Source organism: Pedobacter sp. SYP-B3415, from assembly GCF_004138205.1.
GTDB lineage: Bacteria > Bacteroidota > Bacteroidia > Sphingobacteriales > Sphingobacteriaceae > Pedobacter.
On sequence record NZ_RXNQ01000006.1, the window covers coordinates 1 to 21,667 of the forward strand.

Annotated in this window: 18 protein-coding genes and 1 tRNA gene; 7 read left to right on the forward strand and 12 right to left on the reverse strand. The window is 47.3% G+C overall.

Features of this window, described 5'->3' with window-relative positions; genetic code table 11:
* Positions 1-124: 124 nt before the first annotated feature.
* The 5 genes from EJV45_RS03805 to EJV45_RS03825 form a co-directional block, all read right to left on the reverse strand.
* Complete coding sequence (locus EJV45_RS03805) at positions 125-643, reverse strand: hypothetical protein (RefSeq protein WP_129714329.1); 519 nt, start codon at positions 641-643, stop codon at positions 125-127.
* A 254-nt stretch (positions 644-897) separates the two neighbouring features.
* Positions 898-969, reverse strand: a tRNA-Glu gene (locus EJV45_RS03810).
* Positions 970-1,176: 207 nt separating this feature from the next.
* Positions 1,177-1,488 carry a hypothetical protein gene (locus EJV45_RS03815; RefSeq protein WP_129714330.1) on the reverse strand — a complete coding sequence of 104 codons (312 nt, stop codon included), beginning with the start codon at positions 1,486-1,488 and terminating at the stop codon, positions 1,177-1,179.
* A gap of 94 nt (positions 1,489-1,582) precedes the next feature.
* Positions 1,583-2,326, reverse strand: a complete 744-nt coding sequence (locus EJV45_RS03820; RefSeq protein ID WP_129714331.1) for a hypothetical protein — start codon at positions 2,324-2,326, stop codon at positions 1,583-1,585.
* 192 nt (positions 2,327-2,518) lie between these two features.
* Positions 2,519-2,998, reverse strand: a complete 480-nt coding sequence (locus EJV45_RS03825; RefSeq protein ID WP_240755185.1) for an EamA family transporter — start codon at positions 2,996-2,998, stop codon at positions 2,519-2,521.
* Between the two features lie 123 nt (positions 2,999-3,121).
* On the opposite strand from EJV45_RS03825, the gene EJV45_RS03830 reads away from it, so the two are divergent.
* On the forward strand, positions 3,122-3,748 hold the full coding sequence (locus EJV45_RS03830; protein ID WP_129714332.1) for a bifunctional 2-polyprenyl-6-hydroxyphenol methylase/3-demethylubiquinol 3-O-methyltransferase UbiG: 627 nt from the start codon (positions 3,122-3,124) through the stop codon (positions 3,746-3,748).
* A 62-nt stretch (positions 3,749-3,810) separates the two neighbouring features.
* On the opposite strand, the gene EJV45_RS03835 is transcribed toward EJV45_RS03830, so the two are convergent.
* Together EJV45_RS03835 and EJV45_RS03840 are read right to left on the reverse strand one after the other, a co-directional pair.
* Positions 3,811-4,686: an alpha/beta fold hydrolase gene (locus tag EJV45_RS03835; RefSeq protein WP_129714333.1), complete on the reverse strand. Its 876-nt coding sequence runs from the start codon at positions 4,684-4,686 to the stop codon at positions 3,811-3,813.
* A gap of 307 nt (positions 4,687-4,993) precedes the next feature.
* A complete protein-coding gene (locus EJV45_RS03840; protein WP_129714334.1) occupies positions 4,994-6,004 on the reverse strand; it encodes an LLM class flavin-dependent oxidoreductase in 1,011 nt (336 codons plus the stop codon).
* Between the two features lie 137 nt (positions 6,005-6,141).
* Here EJV45_RS03840 and EJV45_RS03845 point away from each other — a divergent pair, with 137 nt between their 5' ends.
* On the forward strand, positions 6,142-6,486 hold the full coding sequence (locus tag EJV45_RS03845) for a helix-turn-helix domain-containing protein (RefSeq protein ID WP_129714335.1): 345 nt from the start codon (positions 6,142-6,144) through the stop codon (positions 6,484-6,486).
* 167 nt (positions 6,487-6,653) lie between these two features.
* Here EJV45_RS03845 and EJV45_RS03850 read toward each other — a convergent pair whose 3' ends face one another.
* From EJV45_RS03850 to EJV45_RS03865, 4 genes are all read right to left on the reverse strand, one after another.
* Positions 6,654-7,670, reverse strand: a complete 1,017-nt coding sequence (locus tag EJV45_RS03850) for a hypothetical protein (RefSeq protein WP_129714336.1) — start codon at positions 7,668-7,670, stop codon at positions 6,654-6,656.
* Positions 7,671-8,194: 524 nt separating this feature from the next.
* On the reverse strand, positions 8,195-8,581 hold the full coding sequence (locus EJV45_RS03855; RefSeq protein ID WP_129714337.1) for a hypothetical protein: 387 nt from the start codon (positions 8,579-8,581) through the stop codon (positions 8,195-8,197).
* Between the two features lie 171 nt (positions 8,582-8,752).
* The gene (locus tag EJV45_RS03860; RefSeq protein WP_165304975.1) at positions 8,753-11,017 is read right to left on the reverse strand and encodes a response regulator; all 2,265 of its coding nucleotides are present in this window, start codon (positions 11,015-11,017) and stop codon (positions 8,753-8,755) included.
* On the reverse strand, positions 11,017-11,613 hold the full coding sequence (locus EJV45_RS03865) for a thioredoxin fold domain-containing protein (RefSeq protein ID WP_129714339.1): 597 nt from the start codon (positions 11,611-11,613) through the stop codon (positions 11,017-11,019). Before EJV45_RS03865 ends, EJV45_RS03860 begins: the two co-directional genes overlap by 1 nt.
* 467 nt (positions 11,614-12,080) lie before the next feature.
* Between EJV45_RS03865 and EJV45_RS03870 the strand changes: the two genes are divergently transcribed.
* The 4 genes from EJV45_RS03870 to EJV45_RS03885 all read left to right on the forward strand — a co-directional run bounded on the left by EJV45_RS03870 (position 12,081) and on the right by EJV45_RS03885 (position 20,199).
* Positions 12,081-15,359, forward strand: a complete 3,279-nt coding sequence (locus EJV45_RS03870) for a SusC/RagA family TonB-linked outer membrane protein (RefSeq protein ID WP_240755186.1) — start codon at positions 12,081-12,083, stop codon at positions 15,357-15,359.
* 11 nt (positions 15,360-15,370) lie between these two features.
* Positions 15,371-16,936 (forward strand): SusD/RagB family nutrient-binding outer membrane lipoprotein, encoded by a 1,566-nt coding sequence (locus EJV45_RS03875; protein ID WP_129714340.1) that lies wholly within the window; start codon positions 15,371-15,373, stop codon positions 16,934-16,936.
* Positions 16,937-17,001: 65 nt separating this feature from the next.
* Positions 17,002-18,540: a DUF5689 domain-containing protein gene (locus EJV45_RS03880; protein ID WP_129714341.1), complete on the forward strand. Its 1,539-nt coding sequence runs from the start codon at positions 17,002-17,004 to the stop codon at positions 18,538-18,540.
* Positions 18,541-18,627: 87 nt separating this feature from the next.
* A complete protein-coding gene (locus tag EJV45_RS03885; protein ID WP_129714342.1) occupies positions 18,628-20,199 on the forward strand; it encodes a calcineurin-like phosphoesterase family protein in 1,572 nt (523 codons plus the stop codon).
* A gap of 94 nt (positions 20,200-20,293) precedes the next feature.
* Here the strand turns inward: EJV45_RS03885 and EJV45_RS03890 are convergent, their stop codons facing one another.
* Positions 20,294-20,755, reverse strand: coding sequence for a helix-turn-helix domain-containing protein (locus tag EJV45_RS03890; RefSeq protein WP_205942319.1), 462 nt, complete (start codon positions 20,753-20,755; stop codon positions 20,294-20,296).
* Positions 20,756-20,815: 60 nt separating this feature from the next.
* On the opposite strand from EJV45_RS03890, the gene EJV45_RS03895 reads away from it, so the two are divergent.
* A complete protein-coding gene (locus EJV45_RS03895; protein ID WP_129714343.1) occupies positions 20,816-21,655 on the forward strand; it encodes a CPBP family intramembrane glutamic endopeptidase in 840 nt (279 codons plus the stop codon).
* The last annotated feature ends 12 nt before the right edge of the window (positions 21,656-21,667 follow it).

Below are 21,667 nucleotides of genomic sequence, written 5' to 3' on the forward strand. Positions count from 1 at the left end.
TTGCCGGCATATAAGCCTGCTATAGCTTCCTTTTTGAAGCTTTCAAAGTCAAAGTCTTCTTGTGTTGCCATTGTTTATGTCGATAGTTTAAAGTTACACTATTGACACAGTTCAGGAAACACCCTCATTTTTTTTGCTTGCCCGCTGCGTCAAGTATTATAGCGGTAAATTTTGCTTTCAAATTGTAAAAGCCAGACGTTGTTTGTGTAAAATCTATAATCTCAAAGGTTGAATTTTTTTGAAAACCCGGAACTACCGCGACACCATTGCCTCCGTCATATGCATTGTAAGAGGAGCCTTCAGCTACATCAATGGCAACACCATTTTGAGTGTTTTGCCACTTGAAATCTTCAGATAACGCATGTTTGCCTACAGCAAACAATTTAAGTACATCATTTCGCCCTGGCATCCATGAAAGGCCTTGTTTCTGCCTAAGGTATTTTCTTAAAAAGGTGATAGTTATGTTCGCTTTTTTGGAAGCAATAGCGTTCGTTTGATAATACATTACAGAGTCTGGATCACCCACAAGGCTATAACTATGGGGATTGTTATTGTTGATAACTAGCTTGCAGTTAACTTCATAATAGCCATTTGACATATAAGGATCGATAACGTTGCCGCCGGCATAATTCTTTCCGTCCATAGTATAAGATACTGGATCGCGAACAGAAACTACCGCACGCTTTACAGGCTCACTTTCGGCAGGTTTCAGCGGATCGCTTTCTTTACATGATGTAAATGCTATTAAAAGCGCAAAGGCCTAAATCAGGTTAGACTTCTTCATATATATTAATAGCAAAGGAAAGCAATAAATTGATCTTCCTGGTAAGCAACCAAAAAACTTAATCAAAAAAAAAGCCTCAAGCTGATCAGCTTGAGGCATCAAATTGTTTTCGGTAGCCCGTAGGGGAATCGAACCCCTGTTTCAAGAATGAAAATCTTGCGTCCTAACCCCTAGACGAACGGGCCATTTAAGCGGGCAGATGTTTGGCTTTACTTATGCGCTAAACTTTTCCTCTTGCGGCTGCAAAGATAGACAGCGGGCAGATTTTTGCAAAAAAAAATGAAAATTTATCATAGGCGTTCGAATGAGCGATTTCGCGGCTATATCGAGGCGGCAAACACGTGGCCGGATCTGGAAAAATGAAGGATATTTCGCCGGGGCTGACGGTTAATTTATTTGTCAGTCAACAGCCTGTCAAACCGCTGTACGAGCAGGGGCAAAGCAGTGTTCAGCCAAAACTTGCCACTGATTCGCCCGCCAGACATACCTCCGCTATCAAACCTCTTCACATAAGGATATTCGCCTTCAGCCAATTGCCGGCCGATGATCTTTTCTATCGAAAGGGTGAGGAATGCCAGAAACTTTTCGCCAGTATTGATCCCGTGTTCATCACGTACCAGCGTCTTCAGTTCATGCCACAAATGTGGATCGCCCCGCAGTCCCCAGTTCGCGGGTTCTTCATCAAATGTTTGATCTAAGTTCATAATTGTTTTCACCGGTTGCTGGGACTTTCAAACATTCAGATTTCTTATTGTCTGAGTACGATGAAACGTCCCGACATTGACTTGCTACTAATTATTATTTGAAGGGAATCAGGTTATCTTCAGCCAGGTTGTATTCAAATATCTGACTATCCGCTTTTCTAATGTAAAGCCATTGAACAACATTGCTGCCGTTAGGCCCCTCCGGTGCGATGCCGATCATGGTATAGCGTTCATCATTCCTGGTATTTGACTCTATCGAGTAAGTCAGTTGAATACGTTTGTTGATGACATGTTGCAGCAAGGGGCTTCTCGTATTGGCCAGATAATCCTCTACCAGCAAATAAAGTTCATCTAGGTATGAAGACGAATAATCTTCATCCGCAGCCCAGGTATACTTGACCACTTTGCCATAAGCTTTGCGGAACTTTGTAACCGGCCCATCACCTGTTTTTCTGACTGATACTAACAGCCTGGCCGGTGTTGCCACACCATTGTCGCCCGGCATACTGACAGAACCGGGCTTCCAGTTCACCTGAACAGAATCGCCATGATTGATGTTTCTGGCAGTATCTGTTTTGTTGATAAAGCTGACTGTATTATCCCCCTTTTTCGCAACGAATTCAGGGTAGTCGCCATCGTCAAGATATTTGATGAAAATGAGGTTATCGGTTTGAACACGTTCTCTGCGTGCAGCATTGTGACTCACCGGCTGAGCGGCCCTGGCCAGGAAAGTGTCCGGCTGCGTTTTTTCTTTCGGCTGAGATCGGCAGGCTGACAAGAACCATAAACCTAAAATCATAAGGCTATACAGTGTCAGTTTAGTTGTGTCGGCGATCATATTTATTTAGCTTCTTCCTGATGCTGCTGTCTAAACAAGATCAACACAAGTTTGTTGGGAAACATCGGCAATTGGAGAAAACGTCCATTTCCGCTCGACGCAGCTATTTCGTTTTCGATTTTATGTTAAAACAAACGCTCGGCGAAGTTCTCAAGCAAGCATTGTTTTCCCATCAGTACCACAAGCACCTGCCTACTTTCCATTCCCCGACATGGCAATCAATACAGCACCCGCAATCATGACCGTGCTGCCTACAACAAGCTGCCACGTAATCTTTTCTTTAAGAAAGATGATAGACAGCACAATCGCAATAACAAGCGATGTTCGCTCGATGGTAACAACATACGAAGCTGGCCCCATCGACAGCGCTTTGTATGAGAATAACGTGGATAAACTTGTACAAACTCCGGCTACTGCCAGAAAAATCCAGGTCTCGCGCTCTATAGTTTTAACACCTCCGGCATTTCCCTGGTACAGGACAACAGACCAGGTAATCAGCAGGATCAGGACTGCCTGAATGGCAAAAGCAAGACTTGAATCTACGTTTTTCAATCCGGCTTTTGTCAGTACAACAACCAGTGCCGCAGAAATCGCAGCCAATAATGCCCATACAATCCACATATTTTTTTCTTTATCAAACACGCGATGTCCGATATAGATTGTAACAAACATATATTTATCCGGCATCGCCGAAATAGCCGGCATGTTCCAGGCCTTGCATTTCCTGCTCTTCACAACATGTTACGCTTCTCCCGGTAAAGTCGTATTTTAAACCGGGTTAGAAGCAATACAAGCATGGATAAAAAACCGGAGAAAAAGGAGATATGGGAATCAACGTTTGCTGACAAACAGGAAATGTGGGGTATGCAGCCGGCTGCCTCTGCAGTTTTAACGACTGAACTTTTCCTTTCAAACGCGGTCCGGCATGTTCTCATTCCCGGTATAGGATACGGCAGGAATGCTGAGGTTTTTCTTGAAAAAGGCATGTCGGTTACCGGTATCGAGATTTCAGAGACGGCCATTCAGCTCGCAGAGAAACATTTTGGGGACAGGATCCGGATCTATCATGGTTCGGTAAGTGACATGCCGTTTGATCACAACCTTTATGAAGGGGTATTTTGTTATGCACTGATTCACCTGCTTGATAAGACGCTCAGGAAAAAACTGATCAGCGATTGTTATGCACAACTGGCCCCAGGCGGACATATGGTATTTACCACCATTTCGAAAAATGCCAAAACGTATGGGCAGGGGAGGTTTATAGAGACTGACCGAGACGAAATCTTTGAGGGCATACAGATGTTTTTTTACGACGAGGAAGCAGTCAGCTCAGAATTTGCAGCAGCCGGATTGTACGAAATTACTGAGATACAGGAAAGCCAGCCCATGTTCCTGGTCAAATGCAGAAAAAAGCCGGTGTGATTATTCAATACCCTCCAACAGAATTCATGCAGCGCTCAGTCCTGGTCGTTCATCCTTTCTCCTTAGTCTCTCCGCTGCCTGTCCAGGAAACGCCTGATTAACTCAGATACTTCATTAAAATGTGTATCAAGCACATCGTGGCCGCCGTCCAGCACATGGATCTGTGCGTCAGGAAGCACTTCAGCGTAACACGCAACTTCCTCGACGGAGAAAAAGATCTCGTACTTGCCCCAGATGACCAATGCCGGGGGCTGAAATTTCTGGAAATAGGTACGGTAGGCTGGAAACATTTGCATATGCGTTTTAAAGTCGCAATTCAGCTCAAATTGTTTTTCAATATTGCCTGGCCTTTTCAGTAGTTCCCAGTCAAGCAGCCACAATTCCGGACTAACGCGTTCCTGCACATCTTCAGGCAAGCCGCCGAAGTATTGATTCCTGGTACCATCTGCGCTGATAAACTTAATCAGCTCCTTTCTTTTTTCAGCTGTAGGATTGTCCCAGAACTTGATGTATTCGTCCCACTGTGGTCCCATACCTGCACGGTGGGCATTGCCGCTCTGAACAATGATGCCGGCAATCTTTTCCGGATGATCGAGGCAAAGACGCAGTCCGATAGGCGAACCATAGTCATGCAGATAAATGAAGAATCTGTCGAGCCCAATCGTTTCGCAAAGCCTGTTCAACAGTGCAGAAATGCCGGCAAACGTATAGGCAAAGTCATCAGGTACGGGAAACTGGCTGAAACCAAAGCCGGGGTAATCTGGAGCCACCAGATGATAACGATCAGACAGCATAATCATTAAATTTTTGAAGGCTATTGACGAGGTAGGAAATCCGTGCAGCAGCAGCAACGTGGGGTTTGTTTTGCTTCCTGCCTCCCGGTAAAACAGATCAATTCCATCGATCTGTACCGTTCTGTTATAGATCTGGCGTGACATGACCTGAAATTAACGCTAAAATTTCAAAAGCTATAGGCGAAATTCTTGCAAAACGCGAAGGCCTGTGAGGACGGCAAAAATGTTTTATTCGCTATGCGCGTGAACTGCGTAGAAACCCTGCCTCAGAAAAAGGGACTGGATTGTCATCTGATATGAAGATATCGCCGGGCGGCAGGCGGTCCGGCATTACATGGCAGCTTTATCCAAATGAAAAGGTGATCAATTATTCCGGCACTTTCCAACAATGAATCATAAGACAATAATTCTTCGCTGCAGCGTGCTTGCGTCCGGATCGGCAAAGCGCGACCTATACCTTGTTAATCTCGTCCATCACCTCCGCAAACAGCCTTACAGACTTCAGCCGGTCTTCCAATGCCCAGGTATTTGTCGTTGTGATCAGTTCATTCACGCCGGTATGTTCAAGGAAGGTTTGGAGCTGCCGTTTTACGGTTTGTTTGCTTCCGACAAACGAATATTTCAGCATCTGGTAAACCGACGGATGATGTAACATTCCACGCAACTCGTCTGTCATCTCGGTTGGCGGATGCAGCGGTTGCGAATTCCCCGTTAACACGCCGACAAACATCCTGATCAGCGTGGTAAACAGTTTTTCTGCCTCTTCGTCGGTATCGGCAACAAAAACGTTGATACCCGCAATGGTATACGGCGCTGCCAACACGTCTGATGGCTGGAATTCTTTGCGGTAAATAGCCAGGGCCTCTAACAAATGTGTAGTAGCAAAATGACTCGCAAAGGCATATGGCAAACCTTCTTTCGCCGCCAGGTGTGCGCTGTCTGTACTCGAACCCAGGATATAAACAGGTACCTCTGTTCCTTCAGCAATCGCTGCCCGTACTTTTGAGCCCTGGTTGGCTGTAGAAAAATAGTTCTGTATTTTGCTCACTTCCTGCGGAAATGAATGAGCTGCCTGCATAAAATCAGAACGGATAGCCTGCGCGGTCGCCATGTCGGTGCCGGGTGCACGGCCCAGACCAAGATCAATGCGGCCCGGATACAGATGGGCCAGCGTACCAAACTGCTCCGCGACCACTAAGGCCGAGTGATTGGGGAGCATCACTCCACCCGAACCAACCCGAATTTTCTCCGTGTTTTCAGCAACGTAACCAATCAGCAGAGGTGGGACATTGCTTCCTATATACGGCGAATTATGGTGTTCAGCAAACCAGTAACGCTTGTAGCCGAGCGCTTCAGCCTCTTTTGCCAGTGTTAGCGAGTTATTTAACGTTTGTTTGATTGTATGGCCTTGCGGTACAATGGCCAGTTCAAGAATCGAATATGCGATATTTCCGTTTTTCATGTTGGTGCTGCCCTTATTTGTTGGCAAAGCGCGAAGCGTTTTAGCTCCGCAGAATTTTCAGTTGCAAATTTACAGCATAACGCTTTACTTTGTAAAGTAGTTAACCATGAGAAAGTAATTTTTGCCAATCTGCTGCTATGCCTGCAAAGCGAGAGTTTTATGAATGTCTGGAAACGCTGAAGCCCGTTCGCGATACGTTGAACATCATTAACGGGAAGTGGAAACTGGTCATTATCATTTCTGTTGGTGCAGGGAATGACCGGTTTACGGATATCCAGGAAAGTATTGAAGGCATTACGCCAAAAGTGCTTGCAAAAGAACTCAAAGAGCTCGAACAACATCAACTGATAAAGCGGATTGTAACTGCCGATTATCCTGTAAAAATTTCTTATCAGCTTGAAGTTTACGCAGAAACGCTTACGCCCATTATCCAGGCGCTGAAAGACTGGGGACTAAATCACCGGAAAAAAATCGGCGATTAAACAATCCGTTTTAGAGCTTTCATATATTTCGGTTTTTTGAAGCTGAAAGCCAGTGTTTTATGGCTTTGGCAGTCCTGCTGTTCGCTATAGCCCTCGTTCCTCGGGGCTGCCGCTGCCATCAGGGCTAAAAACAGCGGTGCCGCTCCCGACAGCAGGCGCCCTGGATCTTATAAGGTCCTTTTCCTGATTTCCTGCAGGCGCTTGCTGAGTTGTTTGCTTGCCGGAGAATTTTTCTTTCCTGCAATTGATACGGCCAGGTTTTGCGTGCTTTCAGCTTCTGCATAAAAGCCCAGGCGGTAAAGCAATGCCGCAAGCGTATCGTAGAAGGTTTCGTTTTCAACCGGACTCAGTTCAATTGCACGTTTACTCCAGATCATAGCCTTACTGAGGTGATTTACATTTCGCGTGCCCGTTTCGAAAAATCTATATGCAGCATTATTCAGTTCTGCTGCAAAAACGCCGGGATCATCTGGTCTTGGCATCGCTTTGCTAACCATCCATTGCAATTGCATAACCTTTTTGCCCTCGACAATTTTGTAGACTGTGTCAGGTTTTGTCTTGTAGTTTGACCGTTGCTCCCGCTCCCGGGCCGCTTTTTTAACTGAGTCGGCGCCCACTTTCATGTAATAATCATCATAATAATAGGTAGCATGCCTCAGGTAACTGGCCGTGTCATTCACGCCAGAATAATATTGCAACATTTTCAGTGCTTGCTGCTGGGATCCTTTTCGCATGTCAGAGCTCCAGGTGATGCGGGTAAAATTGGCGGCTGAATGCGCACGCCCGAGGTTTCTATGCCTGATCGCGCTGCTCATCGTATTGTTGATGATCGCATTGTTAATGGCCACGCGTCTGGCCAATGGTTCCTTTTCAAAGATACTTTTTGTAATCGCCCGGTTGGTGTTTGCGAGTTGATAGGCTTTGCTGTCTGTAAGCGGACCTGCTTCCAGGATAAATAATACCTGATCATATTTGTTGAAATCTGAAATTCTCAGGTGGGTAACATAACTTTCAATGAGGGCGGCGTTATCTGAAATTCCCAGTGCACGGCGTCTTTCAATGTACTGTCTCAACCCGGCGCTGTCCAGCTTACCGGCAGCATATTCTGCATCATATACCGACATGGGTTTCAGGCTGGCAACAGCGAGGGCGGTATCGATCATTTTATGATACTTGTCTGCCATAGGCCAGTTCCCGAAACCTTTATAGATAAGTCCGCCTTTTGAATCAAAAAACACAAATGCAGGAAGCTGCCTGATGCCGTGTTTCCTTACAATCGTGTTCGCGCCCGTATCTGATCTGGGAATCTTTACATTTACAAAATGCCTGTTAAATTCTTTTGCAACTTCCGGTTGTTCGATTGTCTTCAGGAACCGGCCGGCAGCTGCCGGCCGGCGGCGGGATGGTTATCAGCACCATCAATGGTTTGCCGCTTGACGCTGATTTTGCACGCGCTTTCTGCAGCGAGCTTTCATAGGCGATTTCTTGTGCAGATAAACAGAAAGTTACGCCGATAAATAAAATGGTGAGGAGATAGCGTTTCATCAGTGATTTGAAGAATGATCTTGTAAATCTACTGTTTTAGTTTGAAAGTGGGTATACCCGCTTTACCCTCAATTGTATCCAGGGTTGCAAGCCCCGCCGAACATCCGGGTATAATTTTACGGATGTACCGTAGCATAAACACATGATAAAGGCATTTGCTCAGCTAGCCCTCCGGATGTCTTCCTGAAACGCTCAACCTGGCCAACGTACTGAGTGCAAAAACTAGCATTAGTAATATGCGTAACACATAAAAAGTACTATGCACCCAAGGATAAGAGCTCTCCATGGATACTTTCCAGGTAAAAGAAAGAACGCACAGGGAAATCACTACTTCTTTAATAATCAAATCCCCGGGTGCCTTAAGGATGGCGCTGAAGCTGATGTCTGAAAGTTGATAAGAACGGAAGATCTCAATGATTACCATCGATACAGCAACTACAAACATCCCGATAAACGATTTTCCAACAAGGTCTGACAGGGATGGAAAAAGCAGCAAGGTAAGTGCGGCTATGCCCATGTGAGCCGTAACAAAGATTCTGAGCGTTTTCATAAATCACTGGATATAGCACTAATATAGTCTATCTTCACATATATTGCGTCAAAGCGTAATAAGTTTGCCTGATGCGCTGGTATGTATAACTCGGTTTGCTCCGGAATAATAATGCGTGTGCCGCCTTGTGCCGGAAACCCAAACAATGACAAAGAATTATACATTGACCATTTAACCGAATACATTTAACCGCGCCGAAAGTTCAGACAGTTTTACGAGCAGCAACTCCGGTTTAAGCGGCTTGCTCATATAATCATTCATCCCGGCACGCAGGCAGTCCAGTCTGTCGCCCTCCATCGTGTTTGCCGTGAGGGCAATGATGTACGGCTGTTGAATATCCATGGTTCTGATCCTTTCTGAAGCTTCGATGCCGTCCATGTTTGGCATCTGCATGTCCATCAGCACCAGATCATATGGCCGCTCGCGTACCATCAGCAGCGCCTCAACGCCATCATGCGCAAGATCAGATTCATATCCCATCTTCTTTAACATATGCATAATGACGCGCTGGTTGATCTCGTTGTCTTCTGCCACAAGAATACGCAGGGGGTACCGCGTACCAAAATCTTCGGGAATTTTCCGGTTACTCGTAGCTGCGCCAGGCTGCAGCTGCGGTCCTGTTTTCAGGCAGTCAAAAATAAAACGGCTCAGTGCGTATTGCTTGATCGGTTTGGTAAGGGTATGCGCAAACAATGCAGACATTTCCGGATTACGTTCATGCCCAACTGAGCTCAGCAGGATGACAGGCAGGGTAGGAGCAAAAGCTTTTATTTTTCGGGTAAGCTGGATGCCATCCATCCCGGGCATCTGGGCATCTGTAATGATAAGGTCTGCGGTGGTGCCAAGTTCGAGGATTCTGAGCGCTTCCTCGCCAGAACTGGCCATGACCGGGCGCAGCTTCCAGTCTTTCAGCTGAATTTCCAAAATGTTGCGGTTGGTCAGGTTGTCATCTACCACGAGAACGGTTTTCCCGCGAACCTCAGACATATCCAGTACATTATAAGGCACCATTACTTTCGTTCCACGCCTGGTTGCCATGGTAAACGAAAATACAGAGCCTGAACCCGGGCTGCTTTCTACAGTGATCTCCCCCTTCATCAGTTCGACGAGCTTTTGAGAGATTACAAGACCCAGGCCCGTCCCCCCGTATTTGCGGGTGGTCGAAGAATCTACCTGGCTGAAGGCTTTGAACAATCTTTCCCTTTTGCTGGCCGGGATGCCGATACCGGTATCGCGGACGTCAAACCTCAGCCACAGATCATCGCTGTCCGCTGCCGGCGATACATTCACATCAATAACAACTTCACCTTTTTCGGTAAACTTCAGCGCGTTGCCAACCAGGTTGGTCAGCACCTGCTGCAGCCGGATCTTATCGCCCACTATCTGCTCGGGAACCTGGTCGCCGATGGCATACACGACTTCAATACCTGTTGAGGCGATTTGTGTGGCGAAGATATCCAGTACGTCCTCAATACAGCTTCGCAGCAAAAAGTCGTCAGATTCGAGGTCCATACTGCCGGCTTCAATCTTCGAAAAGTCCAGAATGTTGTTGATCACGGTAAGTAACGCATCGCCGCAATTGCTTATGGTATCGGTATACATCCGTTGCTGGTCAGTAAGAAGTGTTTCAGCAAGCAGGGATGACATGCCGATCACCCCGTTCATCGGTGTGCGGATCTCATGGCTCATTGTGGCGAGGAATACACTTTTGGCCTGATTTGCGGTTTCAGCATCCTGTCTTGAGCGATTCAGTTCTTCATTTGACTTGCGCAACTCGTTGTTAAGAAGCTGCAACCGCTCTTCATTTTCTTTCCGCACAGTGCTGAGTGCCGCTTCCTGCTCAAGTTCTTTCATGACAAGCGTCTGTCTGATCTGGTTTTCGTTTGCCCGCCGAAGCTGATAAGACCATAGCCCGCTGACAAAAAATATAATGCTGGTAAGCAGGATATGAATTGCGAAGGTTTGAATATCAAAATAATCAAGTTGCGTAAAATAGATCCCTGGAAGCCCTGAATTTTGAAGATAACTGAAAAGCCCGTGATGAAGGGCCACAACAATAAGCATTGGCAGCTGCAGTTTCCAGTTTTGATAGGTAATGAGAATGGCGCTACCGATAAAGGCAAAAAAATGCATCTCAAACATGCCATGCATCTGGTAAATATATTGGGCAAGAAATACACCCATTACCGCGCTTAATACATATTGATAAAGCGTGGATTCAGGCAGCAGCCATTTAACCGCGTAATAGGCAAGCAGACAAAGCGTACTTACAGACAGGGCAAGTATCCAGGTGTCATAAAATACAGCGAGCAGCAGACCGATAACGACATATCCCGCAAGGAAATAGTCAATCAGCCTGTCAGACTGTTTTTGCCGTTCTGCCAGCTGACTTTTGCGGTAGTCAGCATACCCGCTCATGGTTAAATCTGGTTTCATTATAAGGTGCATTCAGGGAGGCTGCAACCGTAGGCCCGGGTAGCCAGCGGCTGAAACTCTGTTTGTTCTACATGATTCAGCAGGTTATCAAGCGCCTGCTTTGCAAATTCAGTCTTTGGATCGGTACAATACCGCGTCAGGTTATAATTGCCCCGGTAATAAAGCTTGTTTCCTTTTGCAAGGATAACCGCCTGGGGTGTAGAGTAAACACCACATCTTTTCGCCAGTTCAGGGGCATAAATTACCGGCACACCGATGGCAAAACGTTTACGCACTGCGGTGGGCGTATCTTTTGCAGCGTTCATCAGAACAACTACCATATTGGCCTTCCCCTTATATTTTTCGGTTAGGGAATTGAAATATTTAATGTTGAATCTTGAACAAGGACAAGCCGGATTAAAAAAATGCAGGAGCACGGGCTTTCCATCGCCCGGCAGGGAAAGTGTGCCCAGCTGAACATGCTCGCCGGTTTTAACGCTCTGATACCCCGCCGGCACAGGGGTAGGCAGGGCATATTGGTAATCAGTATACCAAAACAAAATGCCAATGCAGCAGAGTATGCCGGTTAGCAGGACGCCGATAAATATTTTTTTCACGGAAGCCGGTAATGCGTTAATTATTAAAACGTTTGCGGGATGCAGACAACAAGAGAGATGTATTTGGGCGACAAATTGCCTGCCAAATTTACGCCATTTATGCCATGCGGAAAACTCTTGTTTACTCCCGGCTGTGCTGGGTCAGGCAGCGGATGTTGGAAATTTACATTTTTTGCGGTTTTGCGCCGCATCATGCTGCATTCTGCCCACCTACAGCCACGCCTTAAACTGTCCCAACTTCTTTAAATAAATATGAACTTACTGTTATCTACGCGCGGTCTGGCGGAGCTTTTCTTCTCCGAACCTTCCCGATGTGTGTGCAATTTGCTCGTTGTGAAGCGAATAGCTGATTCTTGTCATATCGTTTCAATGCGTTTAAAATACTTTCATTTAATACACATTTAACATTCGCTTTATTTAAAAAGGCAACCTTTGCGGCATTCAAACAAGCTATTAAAAACGCACAGATGAAGAGAAATTTACCAAAACACGTAAAAACACGCAAAACGAACAGGATGACCCTCGCAAAGGCGGTCTTCGTTCTTCCGCTGTTGTTATTTACACAACCTGGTTGGGCCATCGCAGCAAACAATGCCACTCCGCTGCAGGTACAATCGCAGCAGAACGTAACGGTTAAGGGTACCGTTGTCGACGATACCGATAATTCGGTCATTCCCGGCGTAACGATCATGGGCCCAAACAAACGCGTTTACGGCTCTACCAATAACAATGGTGAGTTTAGTTTCGTGGTGCCGGCGGGTACCGAATTAACCTTCAGCATGCTGGGTTATGCAGTTGCGAAAAAAGCAGTACAGCAAAATACCGGCAATATGGCCATCAGGCTTAAGCCTTCAAGCAATACCCTGAACGAGGTTATTGTAACCGCTCTGGGGATTAAACGTGAAGAACGCTCGCTTGGTTATGCCGCAGATAAACTTGACAGCACCCAATTCACCAACGCTGTTTCAAGTAACTGGACAGACGCCCTTTCGGGAAAGGTAGCAGGTTTGAACCTGGTGCGTAACAGCGGCCCTGCCGGTTCCAACAAAATTATTCTGCGCGGAGAAAACAACCTGACCGGCGATAACGAAGCCCTCGTTGTCATTGACGGTGTGGTAGCAAGCAGCAGCTCAAGACGCAGCGCAGCAACCGGCGGCGGTGTGTACGGAACGTCTGGCGATATCATGCCAGCCGACTTCGGCAGCGGCCTGAATGACCTGAACCCTGATGATATTGACAACGTAACCGTACTGAAAGGGCCGGCGGCTTCGGCACTTTACGGCCAGCGCGGCGCCAACGGTGCCATTATCATCACCACAAAGTCGGCCTCACTGAACAGGAAAAAAGTTGGTATCACCTTTACGTCAAACAGCACCTGGGAAGATGTGAACCGCGGACCGGAAAGACAACAGGAGTATGGCGCGGGTGTTTACGGAAACTCATACTTCTCTTACGGCGCAACTGTAGACGGTCCAAGCACCAATGCTACAAGTTCTACATGGGGCCCGCCGTTTTCACTGAACAGCATGTACTATCAGTATGATCCGGCAACAAAAGCCAGGGGTGTAAACAGAACCCCCTGGGTAGCTTACCGTGATCCGGTCGATGCTTTCTTTGTAACCGGATACGAGTCAGCAAACTCGGTTAGTATAGACGGTACGCTGAAAAAAGTTGGTTTGCGCTTGTCTGCGAGCCATGGCGAAAATGAATGGATCGTGCCAAACACCGGTCTGGAGCGTACCAGCGTTGCCCTGAACGTAACCACAAACCTTACTAAAAAACTTTCTCTGAATCTGAAGGCCCAGTACAGCAACCGGCACAGCGACAACCTGCCGGCAACCGGTTATGGTAACCAGTCGCTGATGTATTGGTTTATGTTTGCTCAGCCCAACGTTGATGTGGATTGGTATCGCGACTATTGGGTAAACGGACGGGAGTTTCAACAGTTTGTAAACATCACGACTACAAACCCTGAAAGTCCGTATGCAATCTCAGAACAATACATTAATGCACAAAGACGTAACGGCTGGCTGGGCAATGCATCTGCTACCTATAAATTTACAAAAGAGCTGAGTCTGATGGTTCGCGCAACTATGGACCTTAACAAAGATGTGCGCGAAACGATGCGCCCCTGGGATGCCTCAGGAAACAAGTTCGCTCAGGGTTCATACCGCCTTGCTAACATCCGCTCTTATGAGATCAATGCAGATTTCATGTTCAGATATGACAAGAAATTCAGCAAAAATCTGCGCTTCAACGCCAGCCTTGGTGGAAGCCAGATGCGCAATGTTTACAACAGGCTCGAAACCCGTGCCGACGGCCTTGTGATTCCGAATCTTTACAGGCTTGATAACAACAACAGTCCGCTGATCTATGCACCTGACACGGCCCGGTTCCGCATTAACAGTTTCTACGGAACGGCTTCTTTCGACTACAAAAACTTCCTTTACCTCGATCTGACCGCGCGTCAGGACTGGAACAGTACGCTTGCTACCATTACCAGAACTGATAACGTAGGTTTCTTCTATCCCTCGGCAAGTTTAGCTTTTATTGCTTCAGATGTAATCAAGTTGCCGAAGAAGGTGATCAACTATGCGAAAGTAAGAGCGTCCCTGGCACAGGTAGGCAGCGGCAGTACCGTGCCTTACAGAACAGAATACAATTACCTGAATGCGGCAGACGGCATCTATCCTGACGGCGCATTGAACAACACCCGTATCTTACCAAACCCGAACCTCAAGCCGCTGATCACAACAACTGTTGAGCTTGGTCTGGAGCTGAAAATGTTCAAGGACCGGTTAAACTTTGACCTGGCTGCTTACGCAGGAAACACCAAAAACCAGATCCTGAACCGGATTGTCGATAAATCTACAGGTTATAACGTACAGGTAGTAAATATTGGACGCGTTGATAACAAAGGTCTTGAGCTTGCCGTAAATGGTACGCCGCTCCAGACAAAAAACTTCAAATGGACCCTGTTCGGAACGTTCACTGCGAACAGAAACAAGATCAAAGAACTGGCAGACAGCTCACTCGTGCTTCGCACAGGTGCTTTGGGCAGCGGGCAGGTTGTCGCGAACGTAGGCGGAAGCATGGGCGATATGTATGGCCGTGGGTACCTGCGCAATGCTGACGGACAAATTGTATACAACCCAACTACCGGCGTCGCACTTGAAAACCCGGACCTGATTTACCTGGGAAATACCATGCCGCGATTTCGCTTCAGCGCGGGTACAGGTTTCACCTTCAAACAGGTAAGCTTCAACGCGCTGTTTGATGCACAACTTGGTGCCGTAGGTCATTCACTTACTTTTTCACGCATGGCATCACTGGGTAAACACGTGGTTACACTGCCTGGCAGGTATAATGGTGTAATCGGCGACGGCGTTGTGCAGAACCCTGACGGTACCTACCGCAAGAATGACGTCATCGCTACAGATATCGCAGCCTACTATGAGTCTATCTATGGCAGCGGACAGGCGGAGGGCAGTGTCTTCAGAACAGATTATGTGAAGTTCCGCGAAGCCAGCCTGACCTATGCATTTAAGAAAAGACTTATTGCCGGTATGGGGCTGAACAAACTGACTCTTGGCGTATACGGCCGTAACCTCTTCATCTGGTCGCCATGGCCGGCATTTGACCCTGAGTTTGGTACCCTGGCGGGATCTGACATTGTTCAGGGTTTTGAAACCGGCCAGCTGCCTTCTACCAGAACATATGGTGTGCGATTAGTTGTAGGTCTTTAATCATTGAAATCATGAAAAATACAAAAAATATTATCCTTTATATCCTGCTTGCAGTTTTCGGATTGTCGGGTGCATCCTGTACAAAAGACTTCACGGAAGTGAACACAGATCCCATCGGCAAACGCAATGCAGAACCCCATCAGTTACTTGCTCCGGCACTGGTCAATGTGCTAAGCACAAACATGATGCGTAACTGGAATTTTAATAACCAGTTAATGCAGGTTACCGTCGAAATCAATGACTCTGAGGGCAGGGTGTTCCGTTATGATGTAAGAAGAAACCTTGCAGATTATACCTGGAACAACTGGTACGTAAACCTGACAGACCTGAAAGACATCTATACAATCGCCGGAAAGCCGGAAACATTGAACAAGTCTTACCAGGGCATTTCACTGATCGCGCAAAGCTGGGTTTATTCCCTGCTTACCGATACTTACGGCGATGTGCCTTATTCGCAGGCAAATGCTGGCAGGGACGACAACATGCAGCCGGTGTTTGATAAGCAAAAAGATATCTATGCTGATATGTTCAGTAAACTGGAACAGGCAAACCAGTTGCTGCAGGATGGTGCGGCGATCGTTGCAACGAGCGATCCGGTATTTAAAGGTGACATTTCAAAATGGAGAAGGTTTGGTAACTCGCTCTATTTGAGGTTGCTTCTTCGCGTGGCCGGGAAATCAGAAGTTTCAGCTGCTGCCATTGCCAAGATTAAACAAATTGTTGATACCGAGCCGGCCAATTATCCAGTTATGGATGACAACAGCCACACGGCCAGAATTCTCTGGAATGGTACAAACAGCAGTACTGCAGTTTATTCATCGCCATTTATGGTGAACATCCGCGCGGTCGATTTCAGAAATATGCCTGTATGCGATTTTTTCCTTAGCAAACTTGTAAACTGGGAAGATCCCCGCGTTCAGCCGTCGCTTGGCACAGCAAACGTACCCCGCTTCGGTATTGATCGTGGCGCTGATGGCTGGGTTGGTATCTCTAGCGGGTACTCGCCGGGTTCAGGCGCAGTGGTGCAGACGCACTTCAATTCTGACACAGAAAACAAACTGACCCTGCAGACAGACCCGAACACAGGTATTATCATGAACAGCGCCGAGGTAGCCTTTATCAAAGCCGAAGCTGCGGCGCGTGGCTGGATAAACGGTCCGGTAGCAAACTATTACTACAAAGGCATGGCAGACGCAATCAATTACTGGATGCCGAATTACATCACCAGTCCGACCGATGCCCGTTTTACTGCTTACGTCAACGAAGCCAACCTGCAATGGAATCCGGCCCTGCCTTTAGACGACCTGACTTTCGGTAGCAAAAGCCAGCTGGAAATGATCCATATCCAGAAATACTATGCCATGTTCCTGGTAGATCTTCAGCAGTGGTTTGAATACCGCCGTACCGGCCACCCGATCCTGCCGAAAGGGCCGGGTCTTGTAAACGGTGGAAGAATGCCTGCCCGCCTGAACTATCCGCTGATCACGCAATCTACCAACCCCACAAGCTACAAAAACGCGGTGGCTGCGCAGGGACCGGACGATATCAACACCCTGGTCTGGTGGCAAAGACCGTAACCCGACAGGATGTATGACTTGCCCTTAACCAGGGAGTTTATCAACCATAAAAAGTAACACAATCGATGAAAACGATTTTAAAAAGATACCTCTTAACGATCAGCGCAGTGGCCCTGATCCTGGGAGCCTGTAAGCGCGATGACGACTACGTAGTCAGCACGCCAAGTCCCTTCATTTCCAACCTTGATTTGCGCAAGTTGCACAAAGGTGGCGATGTAACTCTGACAAAAGATCTGACGGGCCAAGCAACTGTAGTTGCCGGTCAGGTTACCTCAGACCATTCCGGCAAAAATCTGCCTGAAGGACTATTATTCATTCAAAATTCGCGAAAAGTAAGTGCTACGATCGACTCGATCAGGGGCATCGCGATCAATATTGGTGCAGCAGCAGCCAATTATGTTCCCGGCGATTCTGTGCACATCAATATTGAAGGCGGGATCCTGAGGCGCGAACGCGGTATTCTTCAGATTACAGGCGTACCGGCATCAAACGTGCAAAAAGTAGCTTCGGGTGTGAATGTGATCATGACGCCTGTTTCTGCAGTAACGATGCTTGCAAAACCTGAGAACTTTGAAGGTTTATTCGGCGTGGTTTACAATTCTAATTTTGAACCTAATATCGGCGTGGAGCGAATAGAAGGGGTTAAAGTATTTAACGAAGGTTCGGGCGATATGCAGATGAACGTTAGCAGCACCGCCAGCTTTAAAAATGAATTCCTGCCATATTCTGCAAATGTACAGGGAATTATCATTCCCTCGGCCAGTACCGGCATTCCGCAGATCTGGCCGCGTGTTAAGGCAGATTTTGTGGCGACAAGTATTGTCGTAGATCCTAATGTTCCGCTTGGTCCCAATCCTGCCATTATTACTGGCTACCTTGCGGATCCGGAAGGGTCAGATGCCAACCATGAGTACATTCAGCTGATGGCTACCCAGGACCTTGACTTCAGACAAAAACCTTTTGCCCTGGTTACCACAAACAATGCGGGGGCATCAACGCCAACGGGACCTCCGGTAAACGGATGGGCTACCGGCGGCTTGCGGACCTATAAATTTAATATCACAAGAGGTACTGTTGCAAAAGGTCAGTTTTTCTATGTGGGGGGATATAAACTTATCGCCGGTGCAAATTCGACCGATATCAGTCGCGCAAACTGGGTGGTAAGCAAACTGTACAGCAATGTTGACGGAGACGACGGAATTGGTGACAAGACGACCAACCTGCTTGCAAACAGTGGAAATGCGGCCGGTATGGCCATCTTCGCGACAACAAATGTAGATGCAGCTACTGTACCTTCTGACGTTGTATTTTTCGCGGGAACTGGTAATGCATTTGCAAGCGGTTTTGGCTATGCCATTTGCGATAACGACTACTACAAAAGATTCAACGGCACCAGCTTTCAGCCATTCTACAGACAAGGTAACAACACCGGTAAGATCGGCGCAAACCCTGAGCCTTACCAGTTCAGCTTCCTTGGCGGTGTGTACAATGCCACGACCAAAACATGGACAACGAGAAGGGTTCACAAAACGGTAGCAGTATCCAAATCTGCAGCACTTGCTGTAATCCAGGAGGTGGAAGGCGCAACCCGCGTAACAAACTAATACATCGGGCTGGCATTAGCCGGCCCGCTTTTTTACATGACTGCATATTAAACCAGATGCAGCCAAAGTGATAAAATACCTATTACAATGAAAAAAATATTCTTAGCCGGCGCAGGTATCCTGTTGTCGCTTGGTCTGCATGCCCAGGACGTAGTAAAGGGTTATGTTTATAATGACCTGAACGGAAACCGGAAGCTGGATAGATCTGAAAAGGGGCTTCCCGGTGTGTCTGTAACGAATGGTACCGCTGTGGTCAAAACGGATCAGAAAGGTTATTATGAACTACCGATCAGCAACGATCAGATCATTTCAGTCATCAAGCCCTCGGGTTATAAGGTGCCGCTCAATGAGGATAACCTGCCGCAGTTTTTTTATAACCATAAACCTCAGGGTTCGCCGGCCTTGAAATACAAAGGCGTAAGCCCAACCGGTGCGCTGCCGCGGCTGGTTAATTTTTTCCTGACACCGGGTAAGGAAGATGATAACTTTCGGGCCTTAATTTTCGGCGATCCCCAGGCCTATAATCTCGAAGAAATGGCCTATTTCGCAAAGGGCGTAGTGAAAGAGGTTGAGGGTGTAAAAGGTGTTGCTTTTGGTCTGAGCCTGGGCGATCTGGTTGGCAACGATCCCTCTCTGTTTGCTCCTTACACCAAAGCGGTACGGGCGGTAGGTATTCCCTGGTATAACCTGCTGGGAAATCATGACATCAATTTCGACGTAAAAGATGATAAATATTCTGATGAGTCTTATGAAGCTCATTTTGGGCCTGCAGATTACGCATTCAATTATGGCAATGTGCACTTCATCATTCTGGATGATATTATTTATCCTGACCCAAGGGGTGGCAAGTCTTACTGGGGCGGTCTGAGAGCAGAACAACTCGAGTTTGTTAAAAACGATCTCAGCCATGTTTCAAAAGACAAACTGATCGTACTGGCTTTCCATATCCCGATTGGTTTTGCCGGAGAAAACGAGGCTTTCCGTGAAGAAGACCGGATCAAATTATTCGACCTGCTCGCTGATTTTCCGCATACCCTGTCGCTTTCCGCGCATACACATAACCAGAAGCAATTGTTCTTTACAAAAAAAGACGGCTGGAAACAAAGCAAGGCGCATCACCACTACAACGTCGGTACCACTTCCGGCAACTGGTATTCAGGTGAATTGAATGAAATTGGCGTACCGGTATCGACCATGAGCGATGGCACACCAAAAGGTTATGCGTTTATCAATTTTAAAGGTAACCAGTATACGGTCGACTATAAAGTGGCCGGAAAACCGGAAGATTTTCAGCTGGAGATCTACACGCCAAAAGTGCTTGAGAAAGACAAAAAGACTTCGGCGGGCATCTATGCAAACTTTTTTATGGGTGGTGAAAACGACAAGGTATTGTACCGGATTGACGGCGGCGGATGGAAAAAAATGAAGTATGTCCTGGAAAACGATCCCGGATTCCTGGCTACCCTTCATAAATGGGACCATACCGAAAGTCTGCTGACAGGGAGACGACCGGGTGTCGCGGCAGAATGTAAACACCTGTGGCGCGCTGCAATTCCTGCCAACCTTGCGGCAGGCGAACATACTGTCGAAGTAAAAGCGACAGATATGTTCGGAAAAACGTATTCGAGATCGCATACATACAAAGTACTGGCGAGATAGACTTTCCGAAAAAAAACTAAAAATATGATGCCCGGCAGCTTGCTTCCGGGCATTTTTTTGGCAGAAACGGCGTTCAGATTCTAAATCAGATTATTCAGCCGTTCTTTCGCCAGACCAACAAAAGTGTCAGCATATAAATTGCGAGAAGCGATGCCGCATAGATCGCGAGCTCGAAAGTAGTTTCGGGAAATGACCGACTTTGCGTAACAAGCGCAAGCCCAAAAAACAGAACGATTGGCCCGATACCCACTGACAGAATAATCCGCTGAATCCGGTTAAATCCTGAAGGCTCTAATGCCAGGTCTGCGGCGTGAAGCCTTTCGTGCGGTTGTGTTTCAGTCAGACCCAAAGTTGCATTAAGCATGTTAAGTGTGTAGTCGCGCGGAAAAACCTCTGCGCGTTCAATACGTTGGACCGAGCGGAGGCTAATGCCACAGAGGTCTGCCAGTTGTTGCTGTGTGTAATTCTTTTGTTTGCGGCCCGCCCGCACGCGCGCTGCCAGTGCTGATGGCACAGGTGTCTTAGTTACCTCAGGGCTGTACGACATTTGCGTCATATCTTACGTCATTTGATCTGCTGGTGTTTTTTTTAGAGTAATGGCATCTAGATTTGTTACATGGTCAAATTTGTTCTGCTCCGCGCACACCCGCTTATTGCGGTAAGTCTATACCTGATTTTATTTACGGCCTGTCTGTATACTGCCGGGTTATTACGCTCAAAATTCCCCCAGGCTTTCGCCGATCTTGCCTTCGGTATTCCCGGCTGTCTGGGTGCCGCGGGCGTATTCTATCTGTTTCAAAAAATCGGACAGCCCACGCGACCGAAAGTTAATCTGTCGTGGAGCCGGCAAACATTACCAAAGTTTGGTTTAGGTATCCTGATTGGCGGCATTGCTTTTTTAATGGTCCTCGCCCCCCTGCTGCTTTTTACACCATTATCTATACAGAGAGGTCGGCATATTCAGGATTTTGATGTCTTGCTGGCCTTACTGCCGGTGTTGCCGCTGGCGCTGATGGAAGAGATCGGCTTCAGATCGTATGCGCTCTTCAAACTGCGTGAACATTATGGCATCTGGATCAGCCAGATCACCATGGCCTCTGTCTTTGGCGCCTTTCATCTACTTTATGGTTGGTCGCTGCAAGTTGCGTTCATGGGGCCTTTTGTTTGGGCATTCATGTTAGCACTTGCGGCGCTGCGTTCTGGTGGTGTAGCTGTTCCCACGGGCATTCACTTCGCATTGAATATTTTCCAGCAACTCTGCGGCTTGAAAGGCAATACTCCGGCGGCTGTATGGAAAGTTGATTTTCCGGCCGGGTCAACAAAAGCGCCGATAGTACATGCAGGAGCACTGGGTACCGGTATGCATATGTTGCTGCTATTGCTTTTTCTGCTGCTTACTTTTTTCTACGGAAAACAGGAACACCGAAGGCAAAGCGCATCCGGCAGCCGGGACTAATCGTTAGCGGCT

Coding starts and splice junctions, on each gene's coding strand:
- EJV45_RS03805 (WP_129714329.1), bottom strand. CDS start 643: ATGGACGGAAAGAATTATGCCGGCGGCAACGTTATCGATCCTTATATG.
- EJV45_RS03815 (WP_129714330.1), bottom strand. CDS start 1,488: ATGAACTTAGATCAAACATTTGATGAAGAACCCGCGAACTGGGGACTG.
- EJV45_RS03820 (WP_129714331.1), bottom strand. CDS start 2,326: ATGATCGCCGACACAACTAAACTGACACTGTATAGCCTTATGATTTTA.
- EJV45_RS03825 (WP_240755185.1), bottom strand. CDS start 2,998: ATGTTTGTTACAATCTATATCGGACATCGCGTGTTTGATAAAGAAAAA.
- EJV45_RS03830 (WP_129714332.1), top strand. CDS start 3,122: ATGGATAAAAAACCGGAGAAAAAGGAGATATGGGAATCAACGTTTGCT.
- EJV45_RS03835 (WP_129714333.1), bottom strand. CDS start 4,686: ATGTCACGCCAGATCTATAACAGAACGGTACAGATCGATGGAATTGAT.
- EJV45_RS03840 (WP_129714334.1), bottom strand. CDS start 6,004: ATGAAAAACGGAAATATCGCATATTCGATTCTTGAACTGGCCATTGTA.
- EJV45_RS03845 (WP_129714335.1), top strand. CDS start 6,142: ATGCCTGCAAAGCGAGAGTTTTATGAATGTCTGGAAACGCTGAAGCCC.
- EJV45_RS03850 (WP_129714336.1), bottom strand. CDS start 7,670: ATGGCAGACAAGTATCATAAAATGATCGATACCGCCCTCGCTGTTGCC.
- EJV45_RS03855 (WP_129714337.1), bottom strand. CDS start 8,581: ATGAAAACGCTCAGAATCTTTGTTACGGCTCACATGGGCATAGCCGCA.
- EJV45_RS03860 (WP_165304975.1), bottom strand. CDS start 11,017: ATGAAACCAGATTTAACCATGAGCGGGTATGCTGACTACCGCAAAAGT.
- EJV45_RS03870 (WP_240755186.1), top strand. CDS start 12,081: ATGAAGAGAAATTTACCAAAACACGTAAAAACACGCAAAACGAACAGG.
- EJV45_RS03875 (WP_129714340.1), top strand. CDS start 15,371: ATGAAAAATACAAAAAATATTATCCTTTATATCCTGCTTGCAGTTTTC.
- EJV45_RS03880 (WP_129714341.1), top strand. CDS start 17,002: ATGAAAACGATTTTAAAAAGATACCTCTTAACGATCAGCGCAGTGGCC.
- EJV45_RS03885 (WP_129714342.1), top strand. CDS start 18,628: ATGAAAAAAATATTCTTAGCCGGCGCAGGTATCCTGTTGTCGCTTGGT.
- EJV45_RS03890 (WP_205942319.1), bottom strand. CDS start 20,755: ATGACGCAAATGTCGTACAGCCCTGAGGTAACTAAGACACCTGTGCCA.
- EJV45_RS03895 (WP_129714343.1), top strand. CDS start 20,816: ATGGTCAAATTTGTTCTGCTCCGCGCACACCCGCTTATTGCGGTAAGT.